The organism is Paenibacillus sp. MT124 (genome assembly GCF_058792755.1).
In genome coordinates this window covers 2,633,995-2,653,985 of sequence record NZ_CM179500.1, presented here as the reverse complement: position 1 = coordinate 2,653,985, position 19,991 = coordinate 2,633,995, and the positions used below count along the sequence as shown (strand labels likewise).

20 protein-coding genes are annotated in these 19,991 nt (G+C 47.7%); 9 read left to right on the top strand and 11 right to left on the bottom strand.

The genetic code is table 11. The features are described 5' to 3' along the window. Window positions 1-5: 5 nt before the first annotated feature. Genes AC3RCI_RS12355 through mnhG form a run of 3 tightly spaced genes read left to right on the top strand, consistent with a single transcriptional unit; the run spans window position 6 to window position 1,142 of the window. Window positions 6-482, top strand: a complete 477-nt coding sequence (locus AC3RCI_RS12355; RefSeq protein WP_239298569.1) for a Na+/H+ antiporter subunit E — start codon at window positions 6-8, stop codon at window positions 480-482. After that, entirely contained in the window at window positions 482-766 is a 285-nt protein-coding gene (locus tag AC3RCI_RS12350) for a Na(+)/H(+) antiporter subunit F1 (protein ID WP_095287537.1), read from the top strand. Before AC3RCI_RS12355 ends, AC3RCI_RS12350 begins: the two co-directional genes overlap by 1 nt. Beyond that, entirely contained in the window at window positions 750-1,142 is a 393-nt protein-coding gene (gene mnhG / locus AC3RCI_RS12345; protein ID WP_110822468.1) for a monovalent cation/H(+) antiporter subunit G, read from the top strand. The genes AC3RCI_RS12350 and mnhG overlap by 17 nt, the downstream gene beginning before the upstream one ends. Before the next feature lie 107 nt (window positions 1,143-1,249). Here mnhG and AC3RCI_RS12340 read toward each other — a convergent pair whose 3' ends face one another. The 4 genes from AC3RCI_RS12340 to AC3RCI_RS12325 all read right to left on the bottom strand — a co-directional run bounded on the left by AC3RCI_RS12340 (window position 1,250) and on the right by AC3RCI_RS12325 (window position 6,802). Continuing rightward, entirely contained in the window at window positions 1,250-2,269 is a 1,020-nt protein-coding gene (locus AC3RCI_RS12340; RefSeq protein ID WP_492529216.1) for an alpha/beta hydrolase family protein, read from the bottom strand. Window positions 2,270-2,554: 285 nt separating this feature from the next. Continuing rightward, window positions 2,555-4,756 (bottom strand): MMPL family transporter, encoded by a 2,202-nt coding sequence (locus AC3RCI_RS12335; RefSeq protein WP_492529214.1) that lies wholly within the window; start codon window positions 4,754-4,756, stop codon window positions 2,555-2,557. A gap of 258 nt (window positions 4,757-5,014) precedes the next feature. Continuing rightward, complete coding sequence (locus AC3RCI_RS12330) at window positions 5,015-5,635, bottom strand: flavin reductase family protein (RefSeq protein WP_492529884.1); 621 nt, start codon at window positions 5,633-5,635, stop codon at window positions 5,015-5,017. 165 nt (window positions 5,636-5,800) lie between these two features. Then, window positions 5,801-6,802 (bottom strand): iron-hydroxamate ABC transporter substrate-binding protein, encoded by a 1,002-nt coding sequence (locus AC3RCI_RS12325; protein ID WP_492529212.1) that lies wholly within the window; start codon window positions 6,800-6,802, stop codon window positions 5,801-5,803. Between the two features lie 250 nt (window positions 6,803-7,052). On the opposite strand from AC3RCI_RS12325, the gene AC3RCI_RS12320 reads away from it, so the two are divergent. Then, entirely contained in the window at window positions 7,053-7,649 is a 597-nt protein-coding gene (locus AC3RCI_RS12320) for a hypothetical protein (protein ID WP_492529210.1), read from the top strand. A 63-nt stretch (window positions 7,650-7,712) separates the two neighbouring features. On the opposite strand, the gene AC3RCI_RS12315 is transcribed toward AC3RCI_RS12320, so the two are convergent. Both AC3RCI_RS12315 and AC3RCI_RS12310 read right to left on the bottom strand, forming a co-directional pair. Then, window positions 7,713-8,939 carry a multidrug effflux MFS transporter gene (locus AC3RCI_RS12315; protein WP_492529208.1) on the bottom strand — a complete coding sequence of 409 codons (1,227 nt, stop codon included), beginning with the start codon at window positions 8,937-8,939 and terminating at the stop codon, window positions 7,713-7,715. 43 nt (window positions 8,940-8,982) lie between these two features. Beyond that, complete coding sequence (locus AC3RCI_RS12310) at window positions 8,983-9,729, bottom strand: GTP pyrophosphokinase (RefSeq protein ID WP_095287774.1); 747 nt, start codon at window positions 9,727-9,729, stop codon at window positions 8,983-8,985. A gap of 243 nt (window positions 9,730-9,972) precedes the next feature. Between AC3RCI_RS12310 and AC3RCI_RS12305 the strand changes: the two genes are divergently transcribed. Continuing rightward, window positions 9,973-10,845, top strand: a complete 873-nt coding sequence (locus tag AC3RCI_RS12305; protein ID WP_492529206.1) for an alpha/beta hydrolase family protein — start codon at window positions 9,973-9,975, stop codon at window positions 10,843-10,845. A gap of 92 nt (window positions 10,846-10,937) precedes the next feature. Then, window positions 10,938-11,654 carry a YoaK family protein gene (locus AC3RCI_RS12300; RefSeq protein ID WP_492529204.1) on the top strand — a complete coding sequence of 239 codons (717 nt, stop codon included), beginning with the start codon at window positions 10,938-10,940 and terminating at the stop codon, window positions 11,652-11,654. Between the two features lie 91 nt (window positions 11,655-11,745). Here AC3RCI_RS12300 and AC3RCI_RS12295 read toward each other — a convergent pair whose 3' ends face one another. After that, window positions 11,746-12,657, bottom strand: coding sequence for a LysR family transcriptional regulator (locus AC3RCI_RS12295; protein ID WP_492529202.1), 912 nt, complete (start codon window positions 12,655-12,657; stop codon window positions 11,746-11,748). Window positions 12,658-12,794: 137 nt separating this feature from the next. Here AC3RCI_RS12295 and AC3RCI_RS12290 point away from each other — a divergent pair, with 137 nt between their 5' ends. From AC3RCI_RS12290 to AC3RCI_RS12280, 3 genes are all read left to right on the top strand, one after another. After that, window positions 12,795-13,484 carry an O-methyltransferase gene (locus tag AC3RCI_RS12290; RefSeq protein WP_492473324.1) on the top strand — a complete coding sequence of 230 codons (690 nt, stop codon included), beginning with the start codon at window positions 12,795-12,797 and terminating at the stop codon, window positions 13,482-13,484. Window positions 13,485-13,583: 99 nt separating this feature from the next. Next, complete coding sequence (locus AC3RCI_RS12285) at window positions 13,584-14,888, top strand: MFS transporter (RefSeq protein WP_492529200.1); 1,305 nt, start codon at window positions 13,584-13,586, stop codon at window positions 14,886-14,888. Between the two features lie 163 nt (window positions 14,889-15,051). After that, window positions 15,052-16,173: an AbrB family transcriptional regulator gene (locus AC3RCI_RS12280; RefSeq protein ID WP_492473326.1), complete on the top strand. Its 1,122-nt coding sequence runs from the start codon at window positions 15,052-15,054 to the stop codon at window positions 16,171-16,173. Window positions 16,174-16,284: 111 nt separating this feature from the next. Here the strand turns inward: AC3RCI_RS12280 and AC3RCI_RS12275 are convergent, their stop codons facing one another. The 4 genes from AC3RCI_RS12275 to treP all read right to left on the bottom strand — a co-directional run bounded on the left by AC3RCI_RS12275 (window position 16,285) and on the right by treP (window position 19,965). Further along, a complete protein-coding gene (locus tag AC3RCI_RS12275) occupies window positions 16,285-16,488 on the bottom strand; it encodes a hypothetical protein (protein ID WP_336779765.1) in 204 nt (67 codons plus the stop codon). A gap of 76 nt (window positions 16,489-16,564) precedes the next feature. Beyond that, the gene (locus tag AC3RCI_RS12270; RefSeq protein WP_492529198.1) at window positions 16,565-16,825 is read right to left on the bottom strand and encodes a YkgJ family cysteine cluster protein; all 261 of its coding nucleotides are present in this window, start codon (window positions 16,823-16,825) and stop codon (window positions 16,565-16,567) included. 44 nt (window positions 16,826-16,869) lie between these two features. Continuing rightward, the gene (locus AC3RCI_RS12265) at window positions 16,870-17,721 is read right to left on the bottom strand and encodes a chemotaxis protein (RefSeq protein WP_492529196.1); all 852 of its coding nucleotides are present in this window, start codon (window positions 17,719-17,721) and stop codon (window positions 16,870-16,872) included. A 228-nt stretch (window positions 17,722-17,949) separates the two neighbouring features. Continuing rightward, window positions 17,950-19,965: a PTS system trehalose-specific EIIBC component gene (gene treP, locus AC3RCI_RS12260; protein ID WP_492529194.1), complete on the bottom strand. Its 2,016-nt coding sequence runs from the start codon at window positions 19,963-19,965 to the stop codon at window positions 17,950-17,952. Window positions 19,966-19,991 lie beyond the last annotated feature (26 nt).

Below are 19,991 nucleotides of genomic sequence, written 5' to 3'. Positions count from 1 at the left end.
TGCTTATGGCCTTTCAGATCATACTGAATCTGATCATTGCCTTTGTATGGATGTTTCTGAACAATGCCTGGAATGGCGTTGGTTTTCTTATTGGTTACCTGCTCGGTCTACTGTTAATCGGAAGTATGCGGCGGTTCTTCCCCCAGCGCTTCTATATCGTTCGAGTCTGGGCCATCATGAAGCTTCTCTACCTGCTGTTCAAGGAATTAATACGAGCCAGTATTGAGGTCATTCGTCAGATCATCAAGCCCAGGCTTGAAATTAGTCCCGGCATATTCACTTATCAGACTCAATTATCCTCCGACTGGGAGGTTACCTTTTTATGCCTGCTCATCTCGCTGACACCGGGATCGTTACCACTTGAGATATCTGGGAATCAACGGAAGCTGTTCATTCATGCGCTGGATATCAAGGATGAACAAAAAATGAGGGATGATATCAAAAATACGTTTGAAAAAGCCATTATGGAGGTGACGCGATAATGCTATCCTCAATGTTATTTATATCCCTGCTTGTACTGTCCTTGGCCATCCTGGGTTGCTTGTACCGTGTGCTGCGCGGTCCTTCCATGGCTGACCGGATTACGGCCCTGGATACCATAGGTATTAACGTCATCGCCATTGTAGCAGTGCTGTCCATGATGCTTCATACGCAGGCCTATCTGGATATCATTCTGCTGATTGGTATTCTTGCTTTTCTAAGTACAGTTGCATTCGCACGTTATATTGAACGGGGGGCGGTGTTCAAAAATGAAGGAGATCGTTAATGGAACCGCTGAAATTGCTATCGGTCTGATCGTTCTGTGCGGAGCTTTACTGAGTGCACTTAGCGCCTTTGGACTCATACGATTGCCAGATGTTTACCTCCGTGCGCATGCAGCGACTAAAAGTACAACACTCGGTGTGTTTTGCGTACTCATCGGAACATTTTTCTTCTTCTGGTACTTCGATAACTACATCAGTGCACGCGTACTTCTTGGCATTGTGTTTGTCTTTATTACCGCTCCGGTTGCCGGGCATTTGAATGCACGCGCAGCATACCGGACAGACGTTCCACTCTGGGAACAGAGCGTACAGGATGAACTTGAACCGCTGCTCAAAGGTAAAAAAGTCAACCATGAGGCCAAGGATATGATGGAATGATGAATACCACTTCAATTCCTATTAGAAAAATCAAAGGCAACCCCGCAGCTTACACACCAGAGGCGTGTAGCTACGGGGTTATTTTTCATGTTCAGTGAGGCGTTTTTTTATAAAAACCTATCCAGCCAATCATACGCCTTGGCGCCACTGATTTCGTGCCCGCCTGTGAAGAAGTCTGCACCCAGAACATCTTGTGCACCCTCTTGTGTATAGATCTCCTGTAACCTTGTGAACGCTTCCCTTGCCGCAGCCTGTGGAAACACCCGATCTTCACTTCCTGCCTCAATGAATAATGGTCTTGGCACGATCAGTCCGATAATATCCGGCAGCTCCGCTTCCCGCAAGATGCCTGGAATGTAATTATCAAGACAGTGGTTCCGGTCCAGAATACTTGCTTGAAAGGTACTGGCATATCCGCTGATGACCGTGGCCCGGAATCTTGTATCCAGCGCAGCAGTAAAGGCAGCAACGAGCCCTCCACCCGAGATGCCCATGATTCCAATCCTCTCTGCATCAACTTCAGGGCGGGTAGACAAATAATCGAGCACCCTCATCGTCTCGTAGACACGATGTCCGGCCAGTGTCTGTCCGGCCATGAGCAGATGGGCTGCAATCTTCGTGCAGGAGCTAATTCCTGGCGGTTCATCCTTATCCTCATCCAGTCTTCGATCACCGAATCCGAGCAATTCTGGAGCGGCAACCATGAACCCTCGCTGCACCAGGGATACGGCAAAATCCTTATGCAGTCCCGGTGCGGCGGTTCGAGGTGAGCCGTCAGGCTCCATGCCGCTTATCTCCCGGCTCCCATAACCATGGCCATGACAGGCAATCATGGCAGGAACAGGTGTATTTGTGTTACTTAACTCATTAGGAATCAATATGTATACTGGCATTCGCAAGCCTTCAAAGGTCGTTATTTCCACGCGTTCTCTTACGTAACCATCGCAGGCAATACGCTCCAGCACGACAGCTTGCAGCTCTGGATCCTCAACCGGGAAACCACCAATTCGTTCACGTATTCCCGAACGCAGCTGTTCACTCCACTGTTCCAGAGGCTGTCCTACCTGATATGCATAACGTCCGCGCTCAGTCGTTTGTTGTTGCAGATATGATTCAATCACAGTCATTAAAGTACCTCCTTGTTCATTCGCTGCATCAATCCATATGAAATAAAACATAATTGATGAACTAAACGGATCGAATCCGGACTATTTTCCAGTACATTATAGTGCAAGCCCATGGCCTATGAATTTAATATTCATGCCGCATTAATCCAAAACCCTGCTATTCTTATGAAAAAGGAGATATCCCTTAGCCTGCAAAGCAGACTTCAGGAATCTCCCTTTATCATATGGTGGCTACATTGTAGGAACATTTTGCACACTTGGTAATCAGACCATGTTCATAAAGCGTTATGTTTTTTGTCCTGGGAGCCACCAATTCCATTTCCCCATCAGCTTCATTAGTGCTGGCACGAGCAGCAAACGAATGACTGTGACATCAATGAGCACCGCAGCAGTAATGCCAACGCCAAGCTGCTTCACTCCTTCCACATCTCCAAAGGCAAAAGGTATAGTCACAGCAAGCAGAATGGCAGCAGCCGATGTAATCAGTCGACCCGTTGATGCGAGTCCCTGCATGACTGCCTGGTCACTATCTCCTGTCAGACGATACATCTCCTGTATCCGGCTGAGCATAAATACGCCATAGTCCATTGAAATACCGAAGACAAGTCCAGCGATAAACACCGGAATCATGATGGCAATCGCCGAGGGCTCCATCCCCAGATGCCCCTGATTGAAGACCAGCACCAAGACTCCAAACGAAGCTGTCAGGCTGAGTATATTCATCAGTATTGCTTTGATTGGAATCAGCAGCGAACGAAATGCCATAAGCAATACAATGTAATTAGATACGATTACGAAAACCAGCACCTTGGGCAGCTGTCCCAAAATTTCCTGCATAATCTCCACTTGGGAAGCAGCTTCTCCGCCATAACGAATAGGTATCCCCTGAGCGCCTTGTTGCGCGTCCCGTTCATTCATCATGTTCAGCCAGTTTGCAGCTTGTTCTGATCCTGGAGCTCCCTTGATGATCGCCACCAGACGAATAGCATCCTCAGATACGTACGAGGAGAGAAGCGAATCGTGCAAGATCAGCTCGCTGCTCGCACCTCCAATCTGCGAGGTTGTTCTGTTCTGTCCTGGCCTGTACTTCTGATCCATTCCCCAGACGGATTCTATCTGAAGAACATCCTCATCCTTTTGCAACTCCCTTACCTTTCGAAGTGCCGTATTCCAGTGTAATGGGGTTAGCCTCTCTCCCGTTCCTCCGATGAGGATGTCAACGGAAGCGATGTCCTTTTGAGCGAAAACCTGCTGCATCCTCTCTGCAGCTTGTCTGGATTCTATGGTTGCGGGCAATGAGGTTGCGTCCGGAATCGCCATCTCCAACTGCTGAACCGGAAGCACGCAGAACAGCAGAATACCTGTACCCAACAAGGTCATCCGTATCGGTCGTTTCATCACTGTGCCAAACCATCGAAGCCATATGGAGGATTTACGCGGCGGCTTACTGATTGGAAAATGTTTTTTTCGTTTAAAAATCCGCTGAGCATAGAGGGTAAGAATGGCTGGCAGCAAGGTCACATTGATTAACACGGATATCATCAGCACCGTCATGGCACCAAGCGAGACACTCAGAAACATGGGAAGTCTGATCCAAACCAGCGACAACAGGCCAAGCAGCACACAAGCAGCAGAAAACAAAACAGCCCTTCCGGCTGTACGCAGTGTCCTCTGGATAATCTCATACGAACTCTGCCCATGATCATGCGGAGACAACTGCATCTCATCCCTGTATCTACTTAGAATGATCAGCGCAAAATCGATGCTAAGCGCCATTCCCACCATCGGTATGACATTAATAACGAAATTCGACAGTTCCACGTAATGCCCCATGAGTGAGGTCATACCCATGGCTGTGATCACACCGACGACGCCCATAATTACGGCAACAAGGGCCGCATATAGACCTCGAAAGGCAAAACACAGAATAAACAAGGCAATCGGTAAGCCAACGACTTCCGCACGCTCCAGATCTCGAAAGCTCAACTGATTCACATCCTGCTGAACTACTGGCTTGCCGGTTAAACGAATAATTCCTTGATCATCTGCTGTATTCAGGGAACGAAGCTGCTCGGTGGGAGCATTCATCCGGTGTGCCGGTACATTAAAATCCAGGAGTGCATATGCCATGCCATCCCGCATCATTGTGCTTCTTCCAGCCTCAAGTGGAGAGATTATGGTTGAAATATGGGGCAGCTTGGCTACCTCCTGTAAATGTCTGTTGACCCAATTCCGAAATTCTGCTGGAGAGGTGCCAGTTTGCTTTTCATAAACGACAATAATCGGATCATCCGGGATTCCGAAGTCTTCCTTGAGCATACGCTCAATATGATGTGCATCTCCATGAATCTGTTTCAACCCATGATCCTGAACAACACCGGGCAGATTCCATGCCCATACGGCGGATACCCCGATAATAAAAACCCAGCTGATCATGATGAACCGTGGATATCGGCCTATGAGGTAAGCAAGGCTGCGATAACCCATATCCAAGCTCCTCTTCTATCAGATTGTCATTTCATTCTTCATCTATGATGGCTAGCAGGGGCCTACAATACAATCAAGTAACACACCAGAATAGTACAAGTCTATTCGCGCCAGAATGAGTTTATGTTCAGCAAACAAGGAAAGACGGACAAGACCTGTACGTTTGCACAGGTTATCCGTCTTGATTAATCGATTTAGATAATCAGCCATTTGGATCCTATATGGAAAGATGAAAAGTAAATGACCAAGTGAATGACCTTATACAGGCCGAACTACCGTGAATCGCTCACCAAGTTTAGCGTAATCATTGCCTGCAAGCCGGCTTACGGGTTTAAGGTGATCCATCAAAATGTAGTGATGAGCGGGGTCATACACTTTTTCATTAAAGTGATACTGTACGATGCGAACGAGAAGCAGATCCGTTACAGGTTTTCCTTCATCATTAGACACCGGAATATGCTGATACAGACGACATTCCATGCGGATCAGTGCTTCCTGTATTCCGGGCACCGTCACAACTGAACTTGGTACCGTCGTCAGGCTAGTTCGCTCCAGCTCGCTCTCATGTGGTTCAAGCAGTGCTGCTGTCTCATTCATTTCGTTAACGATTGATTCGTCACAGATATGTACGACTAGCTCTTGCCCTGCAATCGCATTGCGGGCGGTATCTTTCATCACTCCATCCTTACGGTTAATGGAAATGGACAGCAACGGCGGATCGGAGCTAACGACATTAAAGAAACTAAACGGAGCTGCATTCACGACGCTGCCGTCCTCTGAAATGGTTGTGACAAAAGCTATCGGTCGCGGCACTACCGAACCACTCATCAATTTATAATTATCCCTGCTCGTCAGATCATTTGGATTCAATGTATACATCATAGACCTATCCCCTTTCTTAATCGGGAACGGATGGTTCCCATACGGACACTGTTACTTCGTAAGTATATATCGGGTTATACTAAAAAAACAAAAAACTCCCTGATGCCTATGGACACCAGAGAGTTGTACGATGACTTGCAGCACATATCATGTGCCATTCATTTATTTAACAATGCTTTTCTGAATATCTTCCAGAATTTGCGTGTTCGCTTGTACTCCACTATACAACCAGCTGCTCGTGCTCTCAAACTCGTATACTTCTCCGTTTTTCACAGCAGGGATACTTTGCCACACTGCGTCTTTCAACGCTTCTGCCCCTGTTCCCTTATCACTGTTAACCAGGAAGAGATAGTCAGCATTCATATCTGCGATTCTTTCCAGGGAAACCTCGGACCAGTTACCAGTTGCTTTTGCCGATATTTCCTTCACAACTTCAGGCTGTTGCAGTCCGAGTTCATTGTACATAACTTCACCACTGGAGACATTGTTACTAACCACATAAAACTTGTTATTGAAGAGCCAGAGTGCTGCTGCAGTTTTCGTACCACCTGTTGCGGCAGTCACTTTTTCCTTAATTTCTTTTGCTTTTGCATCGTAATCGTCAAGCGCTTTTTGAGCTACATCCGATTTATTCAACAGCTCACCTATTTTCAAAAGAGCCTGACGCCAATCCTTGTTCACATCATCACCAAGTACATAGGTCGGGGCAATTTTATTGTATTGTTCGTACTTCTCCCCTTCTACAGTACTTTCAGAACCCATAATGATCAGGTCCGGCGAGAAGCTGGCAACAGCCTCAAAAGGAAGTTCACTTGCAATAGTAGGGACTCCATTCAGAGTTCCTTGAAGATAATCCTGCACACTGCTGCCATCACGTGCTGACCACTGAGCAGCTGGCTTAACGCCAAGTGTTACCAGATGATCTTCTAGATAGGAAGCGATAATGCGCTGCGGATTGGCTGGAATCGTCACATCATGACCCTGTGCATCTTTTACCGTGCGTTCTGTTGGAGCTTCTGTCTGTGTCTCCGTCTCCGATGTTGTATTCGTCTCTCCTGCTGCAGTTCCATTATCTGCCGACTTCGTTCCGCATGCAGCCAGCCACAATGACATGACCATAATCGCGATTAGCAGCATGAGTCCTTTTTTATTCCTCTTCAACACGTGATTATCCCCTTTCATGATGAACACCTCAATATGAGCTGGTATGGAAAATTTAAAAAGGGCCTATACTCTCCGGTATATGATCCCTGTATGTACTTGTCCATTTCCATTGACAATGATAATTGTTATCAACTGAGTTGTCAATCCGGTTTTTCCTTTACCACGTTCGATAGCTCGTGATCCATTCACCTTTGGGCGAATGCCGCCATATGATGTTCTCAGAATACGACGACAGGAAGGATGTTCGTAGATGGATTACATCAATCATACCTATGCAGGTTACGGTGGTGAAGAGCGCTCTGTACAGTTTCCTCCATTATTCCCGGGTGGCAGCCAGGGAGGGCAGCCCATCCAAGGAATTCCCGGAGGACAGGGATCTTTTCCCCCATACTTTCCAGGTGGAAGCATTGGCGGACAGCCACCGTTCTTTCCAGGAGGCGGTCAAGGTACGGTTCCAGGCGTTCCCGCACAGTTGTCGCAAGGCAATCTGCCTACCCTGTTAGGCGCCTATCCACGTCCGGTTGGGCAGCCACCAGCGGAGATGATATTTCTCTACAATCTGATCAAAAGCAGCCCCGGGCTTCTGCCGTTGTTTATCCAGCAGCAACCACAGAATTTGACCCAAGCTGTGCAATTCGCCCAAACAGGCGTAACCGCCCCAAGGGATCAGAATCAGCGTGTACTGCAGAACTTTTGTTACAACCGTTGGTCCCTTGTATTCACCTACAATGACGTCTTTCTCATGTGGCCTGCCACTAATATCTTTGGTTTTGTCGTCGGTTACTTCTATCCGTTCCTGACCCCTGGCATTTTGCTCAATACGCAAATCTTGTTCGCTCTTTGCTAACACACAAGCGCCCCACCCGAAGTTTAGAGCTTCGAATGGGGCGCTTAGCTATTTTATATAGGATTAACGGGTCTGCTGACGGTGCCCACGCTTACCGACCATAACCAGATAGAGCAGTAAAGCCCCAAGGTCGGCACATGCGATAACGATCCCCATTGGTACCGCGGTTCCCTCTCCTCCCAAACCGACGAGCGGAGCTACGATCCCGCCAAACAGGAATGTCATGACCCCGATTAGTGCAGAGGCACTGCCAGCTGACTTCTCCTGGTTGGCCATGGCCAGCGCGAAGGAAGCCGTGTTGACGAGACCCACACTGGAAACGACAAGAAATAACGGAACCAGGATGGAGATCAGATTGCCTCCCAATAGGATGGCAACGAGCAGAGATGTGCCTCCTACTGCAGCCGCAACGAGGCCGGCCAAGAGCAAACGCGTTTCGGACACTTTACCCGCCAATCTCCCGGCAATCTGGCTTGCCAGAATGATTCCGAGACCATTAACGGCGAAGCAGATACTGAACATCTGCGGAGAGACGCCGTAAATCTTTTGCAGTACAAATGGTGAACCCGATATGTACGCGAACATTCCCGCTGCCACAAATCCTTGAGTCAATGCATATCCCATGAACAGACGGTCCGCTGCGATCTGCCGGAATGTGACCAGAGTCTGCTTCAACCCTCCGCTGGATCTTCGTTCGGACGGCAGGGTCTCTCCAAGTCCAAAAATAACGGCCAGTAACGTAAGCACCCCAATAAGACTCAATAAGATAAAGACACCACGCCATGAAGTATAAGCGAGCAGCTGCCCACCGATAATCGGTGCTGCGATAGGCGCTACCCCGTTAATAAGCATCAGCAGGGAGAAGAACCGGGTTAACTCCGGACCCGAATACACATCTCTTACCACTGCCCGGGATATAACAATTCCGGCTGCACCCGCAGCCCCCTGAATAAAACGCAGCACAACAAAAGAACCCATTGTCGGACTCACCAGACATAGAATGGAAGCAATCGTATATAGCACAAGTCCTGCAATAAGCGGCGTACGACGTCCTCGTACATCACTAAGGGGACCTGCCAACAACTGCCCTGCAGCAAGCCCGACCATACAGGCTGTTAAACTGAGCTGTGCATACGAAGGAGAGGAATTAAAATCCTCAGCCAGTGTAGGCAGTGCGGGCAGATACATATCCAGAGACAACGGACCGAAGGCAGACAGTGTCCCCAATATCAAGGCCATACGCACACGTGAGGATGATTGATGATTTAAGGATGCTGATGAACTATTCATAGGGATTAAACTTGTTCCTTTCCTTACGATGTTTCCTGTTTACTTAGTGTTCTCCGTCTCCAAGCAGACGAAGCAGGTTGGATGGCAGTGTAAACTGCTGATTGTTAATGATAATGCGGCGCAGCTCCTCCTCATCCCGTTCATTCTCTGCATCCTTGATCTCTTGAATCTCCCGATGAAGCCTCTCCATCTGTTGATCAAGGGCATTGGCGGAATCTGCTGCGCTTTTTAATTCCTTGGTCAGACGTTCAGGAACGTCCTTATTGTATTTATAAAAGATTTTATGTTCAAGGCTCGCCCAGAAATCCATGGCAATGGTACGGATCTGAATCTCAACACAGGCACGCTCTTCACCATTGGACATATAAACAGGTACATCCACCAAAAGGTGCAAGCTTTGATATCCATTGGGCTTCGGATTCTGGATATAATCCTTCACTTCTAGCACACGCAGATCACTCTGATTGCACAGCATATCCTTGATCCGATAGATGTCCGAGATAAAGGAGCATGTGATACGAACGCCGGCAATGTCCTTGATATTTTTCTTGATACTTTCGAAGGTCAGTTCATGATTTTTGCGAAACATCTTATTCATGATGCTTTCAGGAGACTTTAATCTGGATTTCGTATGCTCAATTGGGCTGTAATCATGCAAGGACTGAAACTCTTCCTTTAAAACTTCAATTTTGGTTTCCATCTGATCGAGAGCAAATTTATAAATCATCATGAATCTGGTAATTTCGTATTTGAATTTCTTGAATTGGTCAATCGGATGTGGAGCGTTCATCATGGTTTTCTTCCTTTCTTTTATGCGCACTTGAGTAATTTACAGGTATAAGAATTCAGGCGGCCCGCACCTGTCTCTGATTCATTATAAAACATATGGAGCCAATAAACGAATTTGTGTCACGTGAGCAGTTAGCATGAACGAGAGGTATGGGATCAGATTTTTGACACATGCTACATGGTATTCCATGTTCTACAACTTGTCATATCCACACCTATTGACCATGAAAGAGGTTGATTTTTCTTGCTGTATCAAGTGACCTATTCCTCTAATGAATTCCGGGTTAAAGCGTATATGTATCTGCCCGAAGGCTGTATAATCTCTTCTCCTTGCCACAAGCAAGAGACGAAGGAACATATTGGAACATGCAGCACGGACTTATTACATGATGTGAAATTCCGGCTGCTGGCAAGTCGTTATCCTCCAACGCAAATCGATAACCATAAGCAAGAAAGTTGGCCTGTTCTTATCTATTGTCGCGGAGGCCTTGGCAGCTATGGCGGCGTAAAAACGGCCTGGGTGGAGCAGTTTGCACACAAAGGCTACATCGTGTTCGCTCCCTCCTATCGCGGCAATGAGGGTAGCGAAGGCCGGGACGAGTATGGTGGACATGATATTGAAGACGTGCGAGCCGCATACCGGCTAGTACAAGCACTTCCATATGCCGATTCTTCGCGTATTTCGCTTATGGGATTCTCCCGCGGGGCCATCAATGCTGTGCATACAGCTACCTTTTTCAACGAAGGCCCCTACCATGTACATAAACTTGTGCTTTGGAGCGGTGTTGCCGATGTCGAACGGACATATCAAGAGCGAACCGACCTGAGACGCACATTGAAACGTATTCTGGGCGGATCGCCCCGTGCTGTTCCCGAAGCCTATCTTGCCCGTTCTCCGCTGGCTGCCGTCTCCAAGCTCCGCTGCCCAGTGTTGATCATGCACGGTACAGAAGATACTCAAGTCAACTATAGTCATGGAACCCGTATGTATCATTGGTTGAAGCGAAGAGAAATCGAAGTGACCTTTCATGCCTATGGGGGACAGAATCACTGGTTCCATGACAATATCCATGCTGCCGCGGTAAATAACATGTTTGATTGGCTTGCTTCACCTTAGTTCCACACCATAAGCGAACGTACCGTCTTTATTTTATGAGATGATGCTGTATACTTGAGGGGTTGAGCATTTATTGAAAGGACGGATTCACCATGCAGCAACCTCTGCAAAAGTATTCACTTCTGCTTCTATGTCTAGCGGCCGGAATGGTCGATGTCATTGGATATCTGGGACTGGGGCATGTACTTACCGCGAATATGACCGGTAATATCGTACTGCTGGGAATTGCGATAGCCCGTGCGCAGGAGTTTATCGTGCTGCGTTCCCTTATTGCTCTGGCGGGCTTCATTGCCGGCAATGCCATTGCCGCACGCATGATCGGTTCCCAACAGACCAAAAACGGATGGTCATCCCGTGTAACCCGTGTTTTTGTTGTCGAAAGCATCCTGCTCCTGATATTCGCGATCATCATGGTCAGCCCTTATTCAGAACAGCTTGCCTATCTGTTAATCGCCATACTGGCTGCTGCTATGGGAATGCAAACTACAGCTGCACGGCGGATCGGCATCGCCGGGATCTCCACCACAGTACTGACAAATAATCTTGCCGCAGTCATTGAAGATGCCGTAAGCATTCTGCAGCGTCTCCGGCACACGAGTATAGGTTCATTGATGAAGGCTTTATCCACTGACTCATACTTGCGGGTGTTTGCCGTAATCATTTATCTGATTGGTGTCATTGTCGCGGCACTTATGTTTCATAACATTCCTATGATTGCTGTCTGGATACCTGTTGTCGTGGTTGGAGGCGTGACTTTGCTTGCCCTATACCGGTTTAATGATCAGCAAGGTGTTACAGCAGAACGTTAACATTCGGGTTTGATATGCCATGTCAATCTTCATACAAATCATTCTGGGAGGCATGTCGTGTTCGTTTCCATTTCAGATATCCTCCATTCGTTTATCGGATATCATCTCCGATTATCCGGGATGCCTCCTGCCGAATTAGCTGTACCAGATGCTGCGCTGCAGGTGATAACACCTCACCAGCTCGGGTACACACGGCAATCTTATTTTTCAGATGAATCCCTCGGACATAAACACGTGAAAGACGGCCCTCACGAACATCTTCCTTCACGACCAATGAGGATATAAAATTGGCTCCGTAACCTGCCTTTACCGCACTAATCGTTTCATTCAACCCGTTGAACTGCAGTGCAATGCGAGGGGCAGCCACGTTGTTCATACTGCATAGTGAGATTAGCCGCTCACGCGTAGCACTACCTTCTTCACGCATGATGAAGGGTTCTGCTACCATCTGGGCCAAGTCCACTTCCCGATCAGCATACGGATGCGCTGGATGCACGACAAACCACATGTCATCCTCAAACAATTCATCCCAATGTACGCCTTGATGTGTAACCCCGCTCCCACCGTATACGGCAATCTCAGCCTCATATCGCAGCAGTTGATCAAAGGCCATCCGGGTATTGGTGGTACTGACCACAAGTTCCACATCTTCGTGTGTTTGTTTGAACTTCGCAATCCATCCAGGCAGCAAAAAATTAGAAGGCAAGTACGTTGCCGTTAATCGAATGATGCCTTTTTTCCCTTCCCGCATATCCTGCACAAAGTTCTCCACATCCTGTTCAAGCAAAAACAGACGTTCTGCGTATTCTTTTAACTGCACACCCACATCGGTAAGAACCAGTCGTCTACCCTCTGTAACAAATAAACGAATGCCCAGTTCATGTTCAAATTTCTTCACCTGTGACGAGACCGCAGGCTGGCTAATATTCAGTTCTTCTGCGGCGCGGGTAACGCCACCGTATCTTACAATGGCATGGAACAATCGTAGTCCGTGCAAATTCATTTACGTCACTCCTATGTCCACAATATATAACTTCAATTTATGATTTTATATATAATATATATTTTATTTATACATTTGTAATCATTATATTTGAATTATGAAATTCAAACTATCGTTTTGGAAAGGAAGAAACCTTTATGAAAAACAATGATTATTCTTCTCTTGAGCACACTTGGAGTCAGGTCGACGACTATTTGAATCAGTTGCTTATTCCCTCGGATCCTCTGCTGGAACAAACGCTTCGTAGGAACACGGAAGCCGGATTACCAGCCCATGATGTTGCTCCTAACCAAGGGAAATTCCTTCAGCTCCTGCTTCAAATTCACGGATCAGCACGTGTGCTTGAAATAGGTACGCTGGGTGCTTACAGCACGATCTGGATGGCAAGAGCACTGCCTGAGCACGGAAAAATCGTAACGCTTGAAGCTGATCCACATCATGCGGAAATCGCACGCAACAATCTGGTGCAGGCTGGGCTAATCGACAAGGTTGATCTGAGGATTGGACCTGCATTAACAACCCTTCCTGACGTTCAAGAAGACTACAGGGAGCCTTTTGATCTGATCTTCATTGATGCAGACAAACCGAGTAATCCCGATTACCTCCGATGGGCGCTCCGTCTGTCCCGGCCGGGAAGTCTGATTATCGGAGATAACATCGTCAGAGATGGCGAAGTGATCCATGCAGAGAGTACGGACCCGAGAGTTCAGGGCGTACGTCAATTCCTCAAGCTGATCGCCGATCACCCTCGTCTTGAAGCAACTGCACTGCAAACGGTAGGCAGCAAAGGGCATGATGGATTGGTCATCGCTCGTGTCATTGCGTAATTCAGCCTTATGACAAAATAAACAGTGGTCAATTCTTCCGCAAATCCCCCTTTCCTGTTACACTGGAATCACTGCACTGGTACGACTGGGGGATTACACTTGAGAGTTTTACGACAGATTCACGCTGAGATTCGGGGTTGGTCCCGAAATATTCAACTCTTTTTTCTGGCAAGCATCCTGTATCAGATCGGAAATGGCATGTTCTCGGTTTTGTACAATCTGTACATTCAGGGTCTAGGCTACAATGATACAATGAACGGCCAGATTGTAAGTATACAATCGTTAGCCACAGCGATCATGTTTGTACCTATCGGGCTTGGTGGTGATCGTTTCAGCCGAAAGAGACTGCTAATCGCAGGCGCTTTATTCAGCGGAATCTTCCTGATCGGCCGGTCATTTGATTATTCGGCGAGCGGCCTGATCTGGTTTGCTGTATTTTCAGGGCTATTCGCAGGCGTCTTTCAGGTCCTGGCCATTCCTTTTCTGGCCGAAAATGTGAAGAAGAGTCAGCGGTTGAAGATGTTCAGCTACTACTCCTCCCTTGTGCTCGCCTCACAGGTGCTTGGAAGTCTAGGCGGCGGAGTGTTTGCCGACCTTCTGCACACACTGGGAATCGCCAAGGTTACTGGACTGCAAACCGTGTTGTTCATTGGGGGGGCAGCAACTTTGGCCGCATTTATTCCGATGCTGTTTGTATCCGATGATAAGACTCCCGCACAGACTGTCACTACTAGTGCTGTTCCTGCGGTGGTTGCCTCTGAGGATAAAAATCTGTCTGCTACCGAACAGCCTGGGAATTTACAGGACAAAAAGAATGACTCCCGACTGATTGGTCAGTTTGTTATTACTCAATTACTGATTGGGTTCGGTTCCGGGCTGGTCGTCCCTTACCTGAATTTGTATTTTACCAACCGGTTTTCCGTTTCGCTAAGTGCGATGAGCTTACTTATTTCGCTTGGACAAATTATGACAATCGTCTCCATGCTGATCGGGCCAACGCTTGCCGCCAAAGTCGGAAGTGTCCGAGCTGTAGTCATATTTCAGGTGTTTTCCCTTCCATTTTTGTTGTTGACCGGCTTCACTAACGTACTTTTCATTGCTTCGGTCAGCTTTTTATTCAGACAAGCTTTGATGAATGCAGCGAATCCGATTCAATCTGCCATTCTGGTAGACAGAGTTTCCGACAAGCGTCGCGGAATCGCCAATTCGCTGATGCAAACTGCATTTATGATTGGGTGGGCAACGATGGGACCTGTTCAATCCTACCTCGTAACCACATACGGCACGTACTGGGGATACGCCATTACGTTTAGTATAACGGGCGGTTTATACGTGATTTCCTCGCTGATGTACTATATGATGTTTAAAGAACCCAAACCTTCAGCACGTGTTCGCTTAAACTAATCAAGCTGTAGCAAGTTCGCTTAACATGTCGTAGTTCGTTCATAAATAGCAAACTGTGAAGGGACGTATTTTATCATCAGGAGTGATCACACATGGTTCATACTCTTAATTCAGACTCATACTTACTACTGATACAACCTGATCCAGCAGAAAGACCAAGCGGATGGAACTGATGCATAAGCACAGTCCCTCCGCCTTTTTCCGGTTCATTCTTAGTCTGTGCGTCTCGGTACTCGGCGGACTTCTGTTCACAGCCATCCACACCCCGATTCCCTGGCTGCTCGGCCCCATGGTATTTATGCTGCTTGGGTCTCAGGTCGTTAAACTGCCGCTCCTATGGCCAACCTCCATCCGGGATTATGGGATTCTGATCGTCGGTTATTCTATCGGGTTGTCACTGACAGCAGATGCACTGCAGGGCATTCTCCACCAGCTTCCCGTGATGCTGCTCATGACCCTGCTGTTGATTGGATTATGTACGTTAACCGCATACATCGCATCCAAGCTGACTGATTTTGACTTCCCTTCTCTCCTGGTCGGAAGTATTCCTGGCGGGTTGTCCCAAATGGTTTCGCTTGCGGAAGAAATAAAGTCCATTAATCTGACGCTGGTGACCTTCCTGCAAGTGACTCGGTTGATCTTGATTGTGTTCTGTGTGCCTTTCCTGGTGTTCAGTCCATGGATTGGCGGTGCGGCGGGCGCTGCAGCTGATCCGCAAGCGGCCCAGGCAGCGTCATGGATGAATCTCTTTCCGGAGATCCTGCTCTATGGTCCGCTCTGTGTAGCTGGTGCCTGGGTTGCTCGTAAGCTTCGTTTTCCTACAGCGTTTATGCTTGGGCCAATGATTGTTATGTGTGTCATACATCTGACTACAACCATGCAAACATCACCCTTGCCTTCCTCCTTGCTGAATATTTCGCAGCTGATGATTGGCAGTCATGTGGGTCTCATGCTAAGGCCTCAGCATCTGCAGCGCAAAACACAGACCATTACCCTCGCTGTGCTCAGCAGTGTTCTCCTTATTGCCAGCTCGCTTGGGTTAAGTTATGTACTCATGCAGCTGTTCTCTCTTTCAGCCGCTACCTCACTGCTCAGCATGGCGCCAGGTGGAATGGATCAGATGAGTATCATGGCTCATGAAGTCAATGCCAACTTGTCCGTGGTGTCAGGGTATCAGCTGTTCCGGATCCTTTTTATTTTCTTCATTGTATCCTCCGTGTTAAAGCTGCTTCTCACACACATGCTGAAGAAAAAAGAAGAGCGTGTTCGTTCCTCCAGATCCTGAGGGACAAGCACACCAAAAAAAGAGTATCCCTTGGTTGTTATCCATGGATACTCTTTGGTTTGATTTTACACGTTGAGCTTGATTCGTGCAGGGTACATTCTTCTTAGCCACTTATGAGTACATACGATTATACATCCAGCTGACCACACCTACTGCAACCACTGCAGCAGTAATTACAAAAACATAATAGCCCGTTTTACTTTTCGATCCAGAAGTTTGCTTATCATAGAAGTCCGAGTTTCGTCGATAGAATCCCATCCACAGTTCAGCGATCATATTCGCTGTCACGACCAGAAATCGTTTGACCAGATGCATTAATCCCATGCTCCTCTCAACTCATATAACTTCCATAATAAGTATAATTACCCTTTTTCAATAAAACAACTTCGCGTTAAAATCCGGGTTTTGTTTCTTCCTCCAACCAGTTCAGAATATTAAAAGCCTCCTGATCCGAATTTCCACACATATCAACCGAAGCCTGTAATCCACTACAAACAGCCGGACGATCCGGATGACCAAAGATGCTGCATCGATTATCGGCTGTCAGTTGTACGCACCGTACACCTGCAGGTTTACCATCTTCCATGCCTGGTATCGGTGAAGAGATGGATATGGCGATACAACATGCCGCACAGCCTGTCCTGCATTCCAAAGTAATTCCCCCCTTCCAACTGTCGTATCCTATATACATAGATGTCATTCACGATTCACCCAAGTCCAGGTCCGTGCCAGTCCTTGAGCAATCCTGCGGTTCATGGCACTATTGGCGAAGTATCCCCCATGACTGAGCGGATTCCAACTGCCAATCAAACCACCTGAGTTAATCTCTATATCTTCCTTGACCGCGGCTTCATAAGCCGGATCGATCGGCCTTAAGGGATATCCAAGAATATCGTCCCGATCATAAAAATTAACCCATTCCCCCTCAAGCCCGGGAAAGTACTGCTGTGCAGCCATGGAGGATGGCACCTGAATCGGACTGCTAAAGTCATGATAACGTAGACTCCAAAGTGGCAGCGTCGTTCCGAACGAATAGAAATTGGTTAACGTATCTCCCCGCTCCAATGCAGAGGTCACATCCACGATCGATGGGACGCGGCTCGATGGAAACTGGAGATCATAGAAAAAATTGCTGGCAATGACAGCACCCAGACTGTGAGCAATCACGCAGAGCGGAGTTTCGGGACCGTTGCGCTGTGCGAGTGCATGCATGGCACGGTTGAGGGTGCTGTGTACAGCGTCGTAATTATGACCTTGATGCTCAACAGGCTGATAGGCGACGGCATCCGCCAAATAGTGAATGACAAATCTGCGCAGCGCCTGATAATTCAACCTATGAGAGCTTACCAGCTGTTGGAACAGCGCTTCTTCCCTCTCTTCAAAGACGTCCGCCCAAAAGACTGGCTCAATGTCCAAATATTTCTCCGCTGCACCACGCTTGACCATCACTTGATCAAATTCCTTATGCAAATGTGAAATCAGTTTATCCGCATAATCATCCTTTTGCATACCCAGTCCATGTATAACCATCACTGCTACACGAGTCATGGCTCTCCTCCTATCGTCCTTAGCACTAGGAACTCTCCTCAGAACCATATGAATAATTCATCCGTAACATGCATACACGCGGAGATCAACGATAGTCTATTTCAAATTTTAGTTATATATAGTGTATCATGACCCCAAAGAAAAACGAACCAGTTCCAGGCTCGCAGACCTGTACTGGTTCGTCTTGAATAGAAGAAAGTGAATAATGTCATAAGCTAAGGTGAGTAATTATCCCTTCAGATGAACGGTTAGTATACCATTGCGATTGGATGAAACGTCACCTGTAGTAACTTCAACCCGATCAACCATATCCTGACCATCCGGAATAATGATTGGTGTAATGAGCGGATGTCCAGCAGCTTCAATGACATTACGATCAAATTCGAGCAGCGTCTGTCCCGCTCTTACATGTTCACCAGCTTCGACGTGCATGTTGAAGCCCTCGCCTTTCAGCGATACCGTGTTGATCCCAACATGGATCAAAATTTGCAAGCCGCTTGCATGTTCCAGAATGACCGCATGTTTGCTTTTGATAACATGTGCAACCTGGGCATCAAACGGAGCAACCACCCGATTGCCAGAAGGTTCGATGGCAACCCCTTCACCCATCTGTTTCTCGGCAAAAGCCGGATCCGGTACCTGCTCCAGCGGAACCGCTGTTCCTGTTAATGGGGCCATGACTTCCAGCGTGTTCACCGGTTCGTCTCCCACTTGTGCGTTTGTGCGTGTCCGTTCGGCTGCGGCTGCTTCCTCACCCGAAACCGCTGTATTGCTCGCAGAGACTGCGGTTGGTTTGCTTCCGGTTACTGCTTCAGCGTTAGTGCTGCGATCTTGCTTTCTCAACTTCGCTCTGCCAAAAATCACCGTCAGAACGAATGGAACGATGAGCACAATCGCCATACCGATGAAGAACACTCCCCATTTGTTCGGGAAGATGGACAGGAATCCCGGAACCCCACCTACACCGATGGAGGTCGCCTGAACATTATTCATGGTCAACAGAACGCCACCAATGGCTGAACCTACCATACCGAAGATAAACGGGTAACGATAACGGATGTTTACCCCGAAGATGGCAGGCTCCGTAACACCAAGGAAAGCTGACACGGATGAAGTAGCCGCAAGTCCGCGCATTTTCTGTTCGCGTAGAACCAGCATCATCGCAAGTGCTGCAGAGCCTTGGGCGATATTGGACAGCGCCAGCATCGGCCACAAGAAGGTACCTCCCTGACTACCAATCAATTGTACATCGACCGCCAGGAACGTATGGTGCATACCGGTAATAACCAGCAATGCATACAGACCACCATAGATTAGACCACCAAGGGCCGCATAGGATTCATAAATATAAATCAGGCCAGATGTAATCGCATTCGCAATGGCGAACGTAACGGGACCAATGATGGTAAATGCAAGGAATCCGGTAACAAGTAACGTTATAGGGGCAACGACAAGCAGCTTGACGGAGTCATGCACTCTTTTGTTCAGGAAAATCTCAATTTTGGCCAGCAGGTAAGCTGAAACCAATACCGGCAGAACCTGGCCTTGATAACCAATCTTCTCAATGTGCCAGCCAAAGAGATTCCAGGTCGGCACGGTGCCTTCATTTACTGCATTCGCATAGCTGTAGGCACTCAGCAAATCAGGGTGCACCAGGATCAGCCCAAGCACAATCCCCAGCAGCGGGCTTCCGCCGAATCTTTTTACTGCTGCCCATCCAATTAAGGCAGGAAGGAAGGTAAAGGCTGTGCTTGCAATGGTATTAATGATGGACGCCAGGTCCTTCCATGCCGGGTAGACATCAACCAGCGATTGTTCATCAAAAAATATGCCCGGTCCTGTCAAAATATTGTTGATTCCGAGCAGGAGACCTGCCGTAATAATGGCAGGCAGGATCGGAATAAAAATGTCTGACAGCGTTTTGATTGCGCGTTGGATCGGATTTTGCTTTTTGCCGGCAGCTGCCTTCACATCGTCCTTGGACGCACGGTCACCGCCTGTTATCTGGATCATCTCATCGTATACCTTATCGACAAGTCCAGGTCCGATAACAACCTGGAATTGACCTTGCGATGAAAATTGCCCTTTGACCAGATCATTCTGGTCCAGACCTTCCGTATCCACTTTACTCTCATCATACAAGGCGAACCGGAGTCGTGTGACACAGTGCGTCGCAGCTTCGATGTTTTCTTTTCCACCGACAGCCCGTACGATCTCCTCAACCTGTTTTCTATCGATTGCCATGTTGTCACTTCCTATTTAGATAATGT

What these genes read in the sequence shown, in the direction of transcription:
- AC3RCI_RS12355 (WP_239298569.1), top strand. Translation starts at nt 6, where the DNA reads ATGGCCTTTCAGATCATACTGAATCTGATCATTGCCTTTGTATGGATG.
- AC3RCI_RS12350 (WP_095287537.1), top strand. Translation starts at nt 482, where the DNA reads ATGCTATCCTCAATGTTATTTATATCCCTGCTTGTACTGTCCTTGGCC.
- mnhG (WP_110822468.1), top strand. Translation starts at nt 750, where the DNA reads ATGAAGGAGATCGTTAATGGAACCGCTGAAATTGCTATCGGTCTGATC.
- AC3RCI_RS12340 (WP_492529216.1), bottom strand. Translation starts at nt 2,269, where the DNA reads ATGACTGTGATTGAATCATATCTGCAACAACAAACGACTGAGCGCGGA.
- AC3RCI_RS12335 (WP_492529214.1), bottom strand. Translation starts at nt 4,756, where the DNA reads ATGGGTTATCGCAGCCTTGCTTACCTCATAGGCCGATATCCACGGTTC.
- AC3RCI_RS12330 (WP_492529884.1), bottom strand. Translation starts at nt 5,635, where the DNA reads ATGTATACATTGAATCCAAATGATCTGACGAGCAGGGATAATTATAAA.
- AC3RCI_RS12320 (WP_492529210.1), top strand. Translation starts at nt 7,053, where the DNA reads ATGGATTACATCAATCATACCTATGCAGGTTACGGTGGTGAAGAGCGC.
- AC3RCI_RS12315 (WP_492529208.1), bottom strand. Translation starts at nt 8,939, where the DNA reads ATGAATAGTTCATCAGCATCCTTAAATCATCAATCATCCTCACGTGTG.
- AC3RCI_RS12310 (WP_095287774.1), bottom strand. Translation starts at nt 9,729, where the DNA reads ATGAACGCTCCACATCCGATTGACCAATTCAAGAAATTCAAATACGAA.
- AC3RCI_RS12300 (WP_492529204.1), top strand. Translation starts at nt 10,938, where the DNA reads ATGCAGCAACCTCTGCAAAAGTATTCACTTCTGCTTCTATGTCTAGCG.
- AC3RCI_RS12295 (WP_492529202.1), bottom strand. Translation starts at nt 12,657, where the DNA reads ATGAATTTGCACGGACTACGATTGTTCCATGCCATTGTAAGATACGGT.
- AC3RCI_RS12290 (WP_492473324.1), top strand. Translation starts at nt 12,795, where the DNA reads ATGAAAAACAATGATTATTCTTCTCTTGAGCACACTTGGAGTCAGGTC.
- AC3RCI_RS12280 (WP_492473326.1), top strand. Translation starts at nt 15,052, where the DNA reads ATGGAACTGATGCATAAGCACAGTCCCTCCGCCTTTTTCCGGTTCATT.
- AC3RCI_RS12275 (WP_336779765.1), bottom strand. Translation starts at nt 16,488, where the DNA reads ATGCATCTGGTCAAACGATTTCTGGTCGTGACAGCGAATATGATCGCT.
- AC3RCI_RS12265 (WP_492529196.1), bottom strand. Translation starts at nt 17,721, where the DNA reads ATGACTCGTGTAGCAGTGATGGTTATACATGGACTGGGTATGCAAAAG.
- treP (WP_492529194.1), bottom strand. Translation starts at nt 19,965, where the DNA reads ATGGCAATCGATAGAAAACAGGTTGAGGAGATCGTACGGGCTGTCGGT.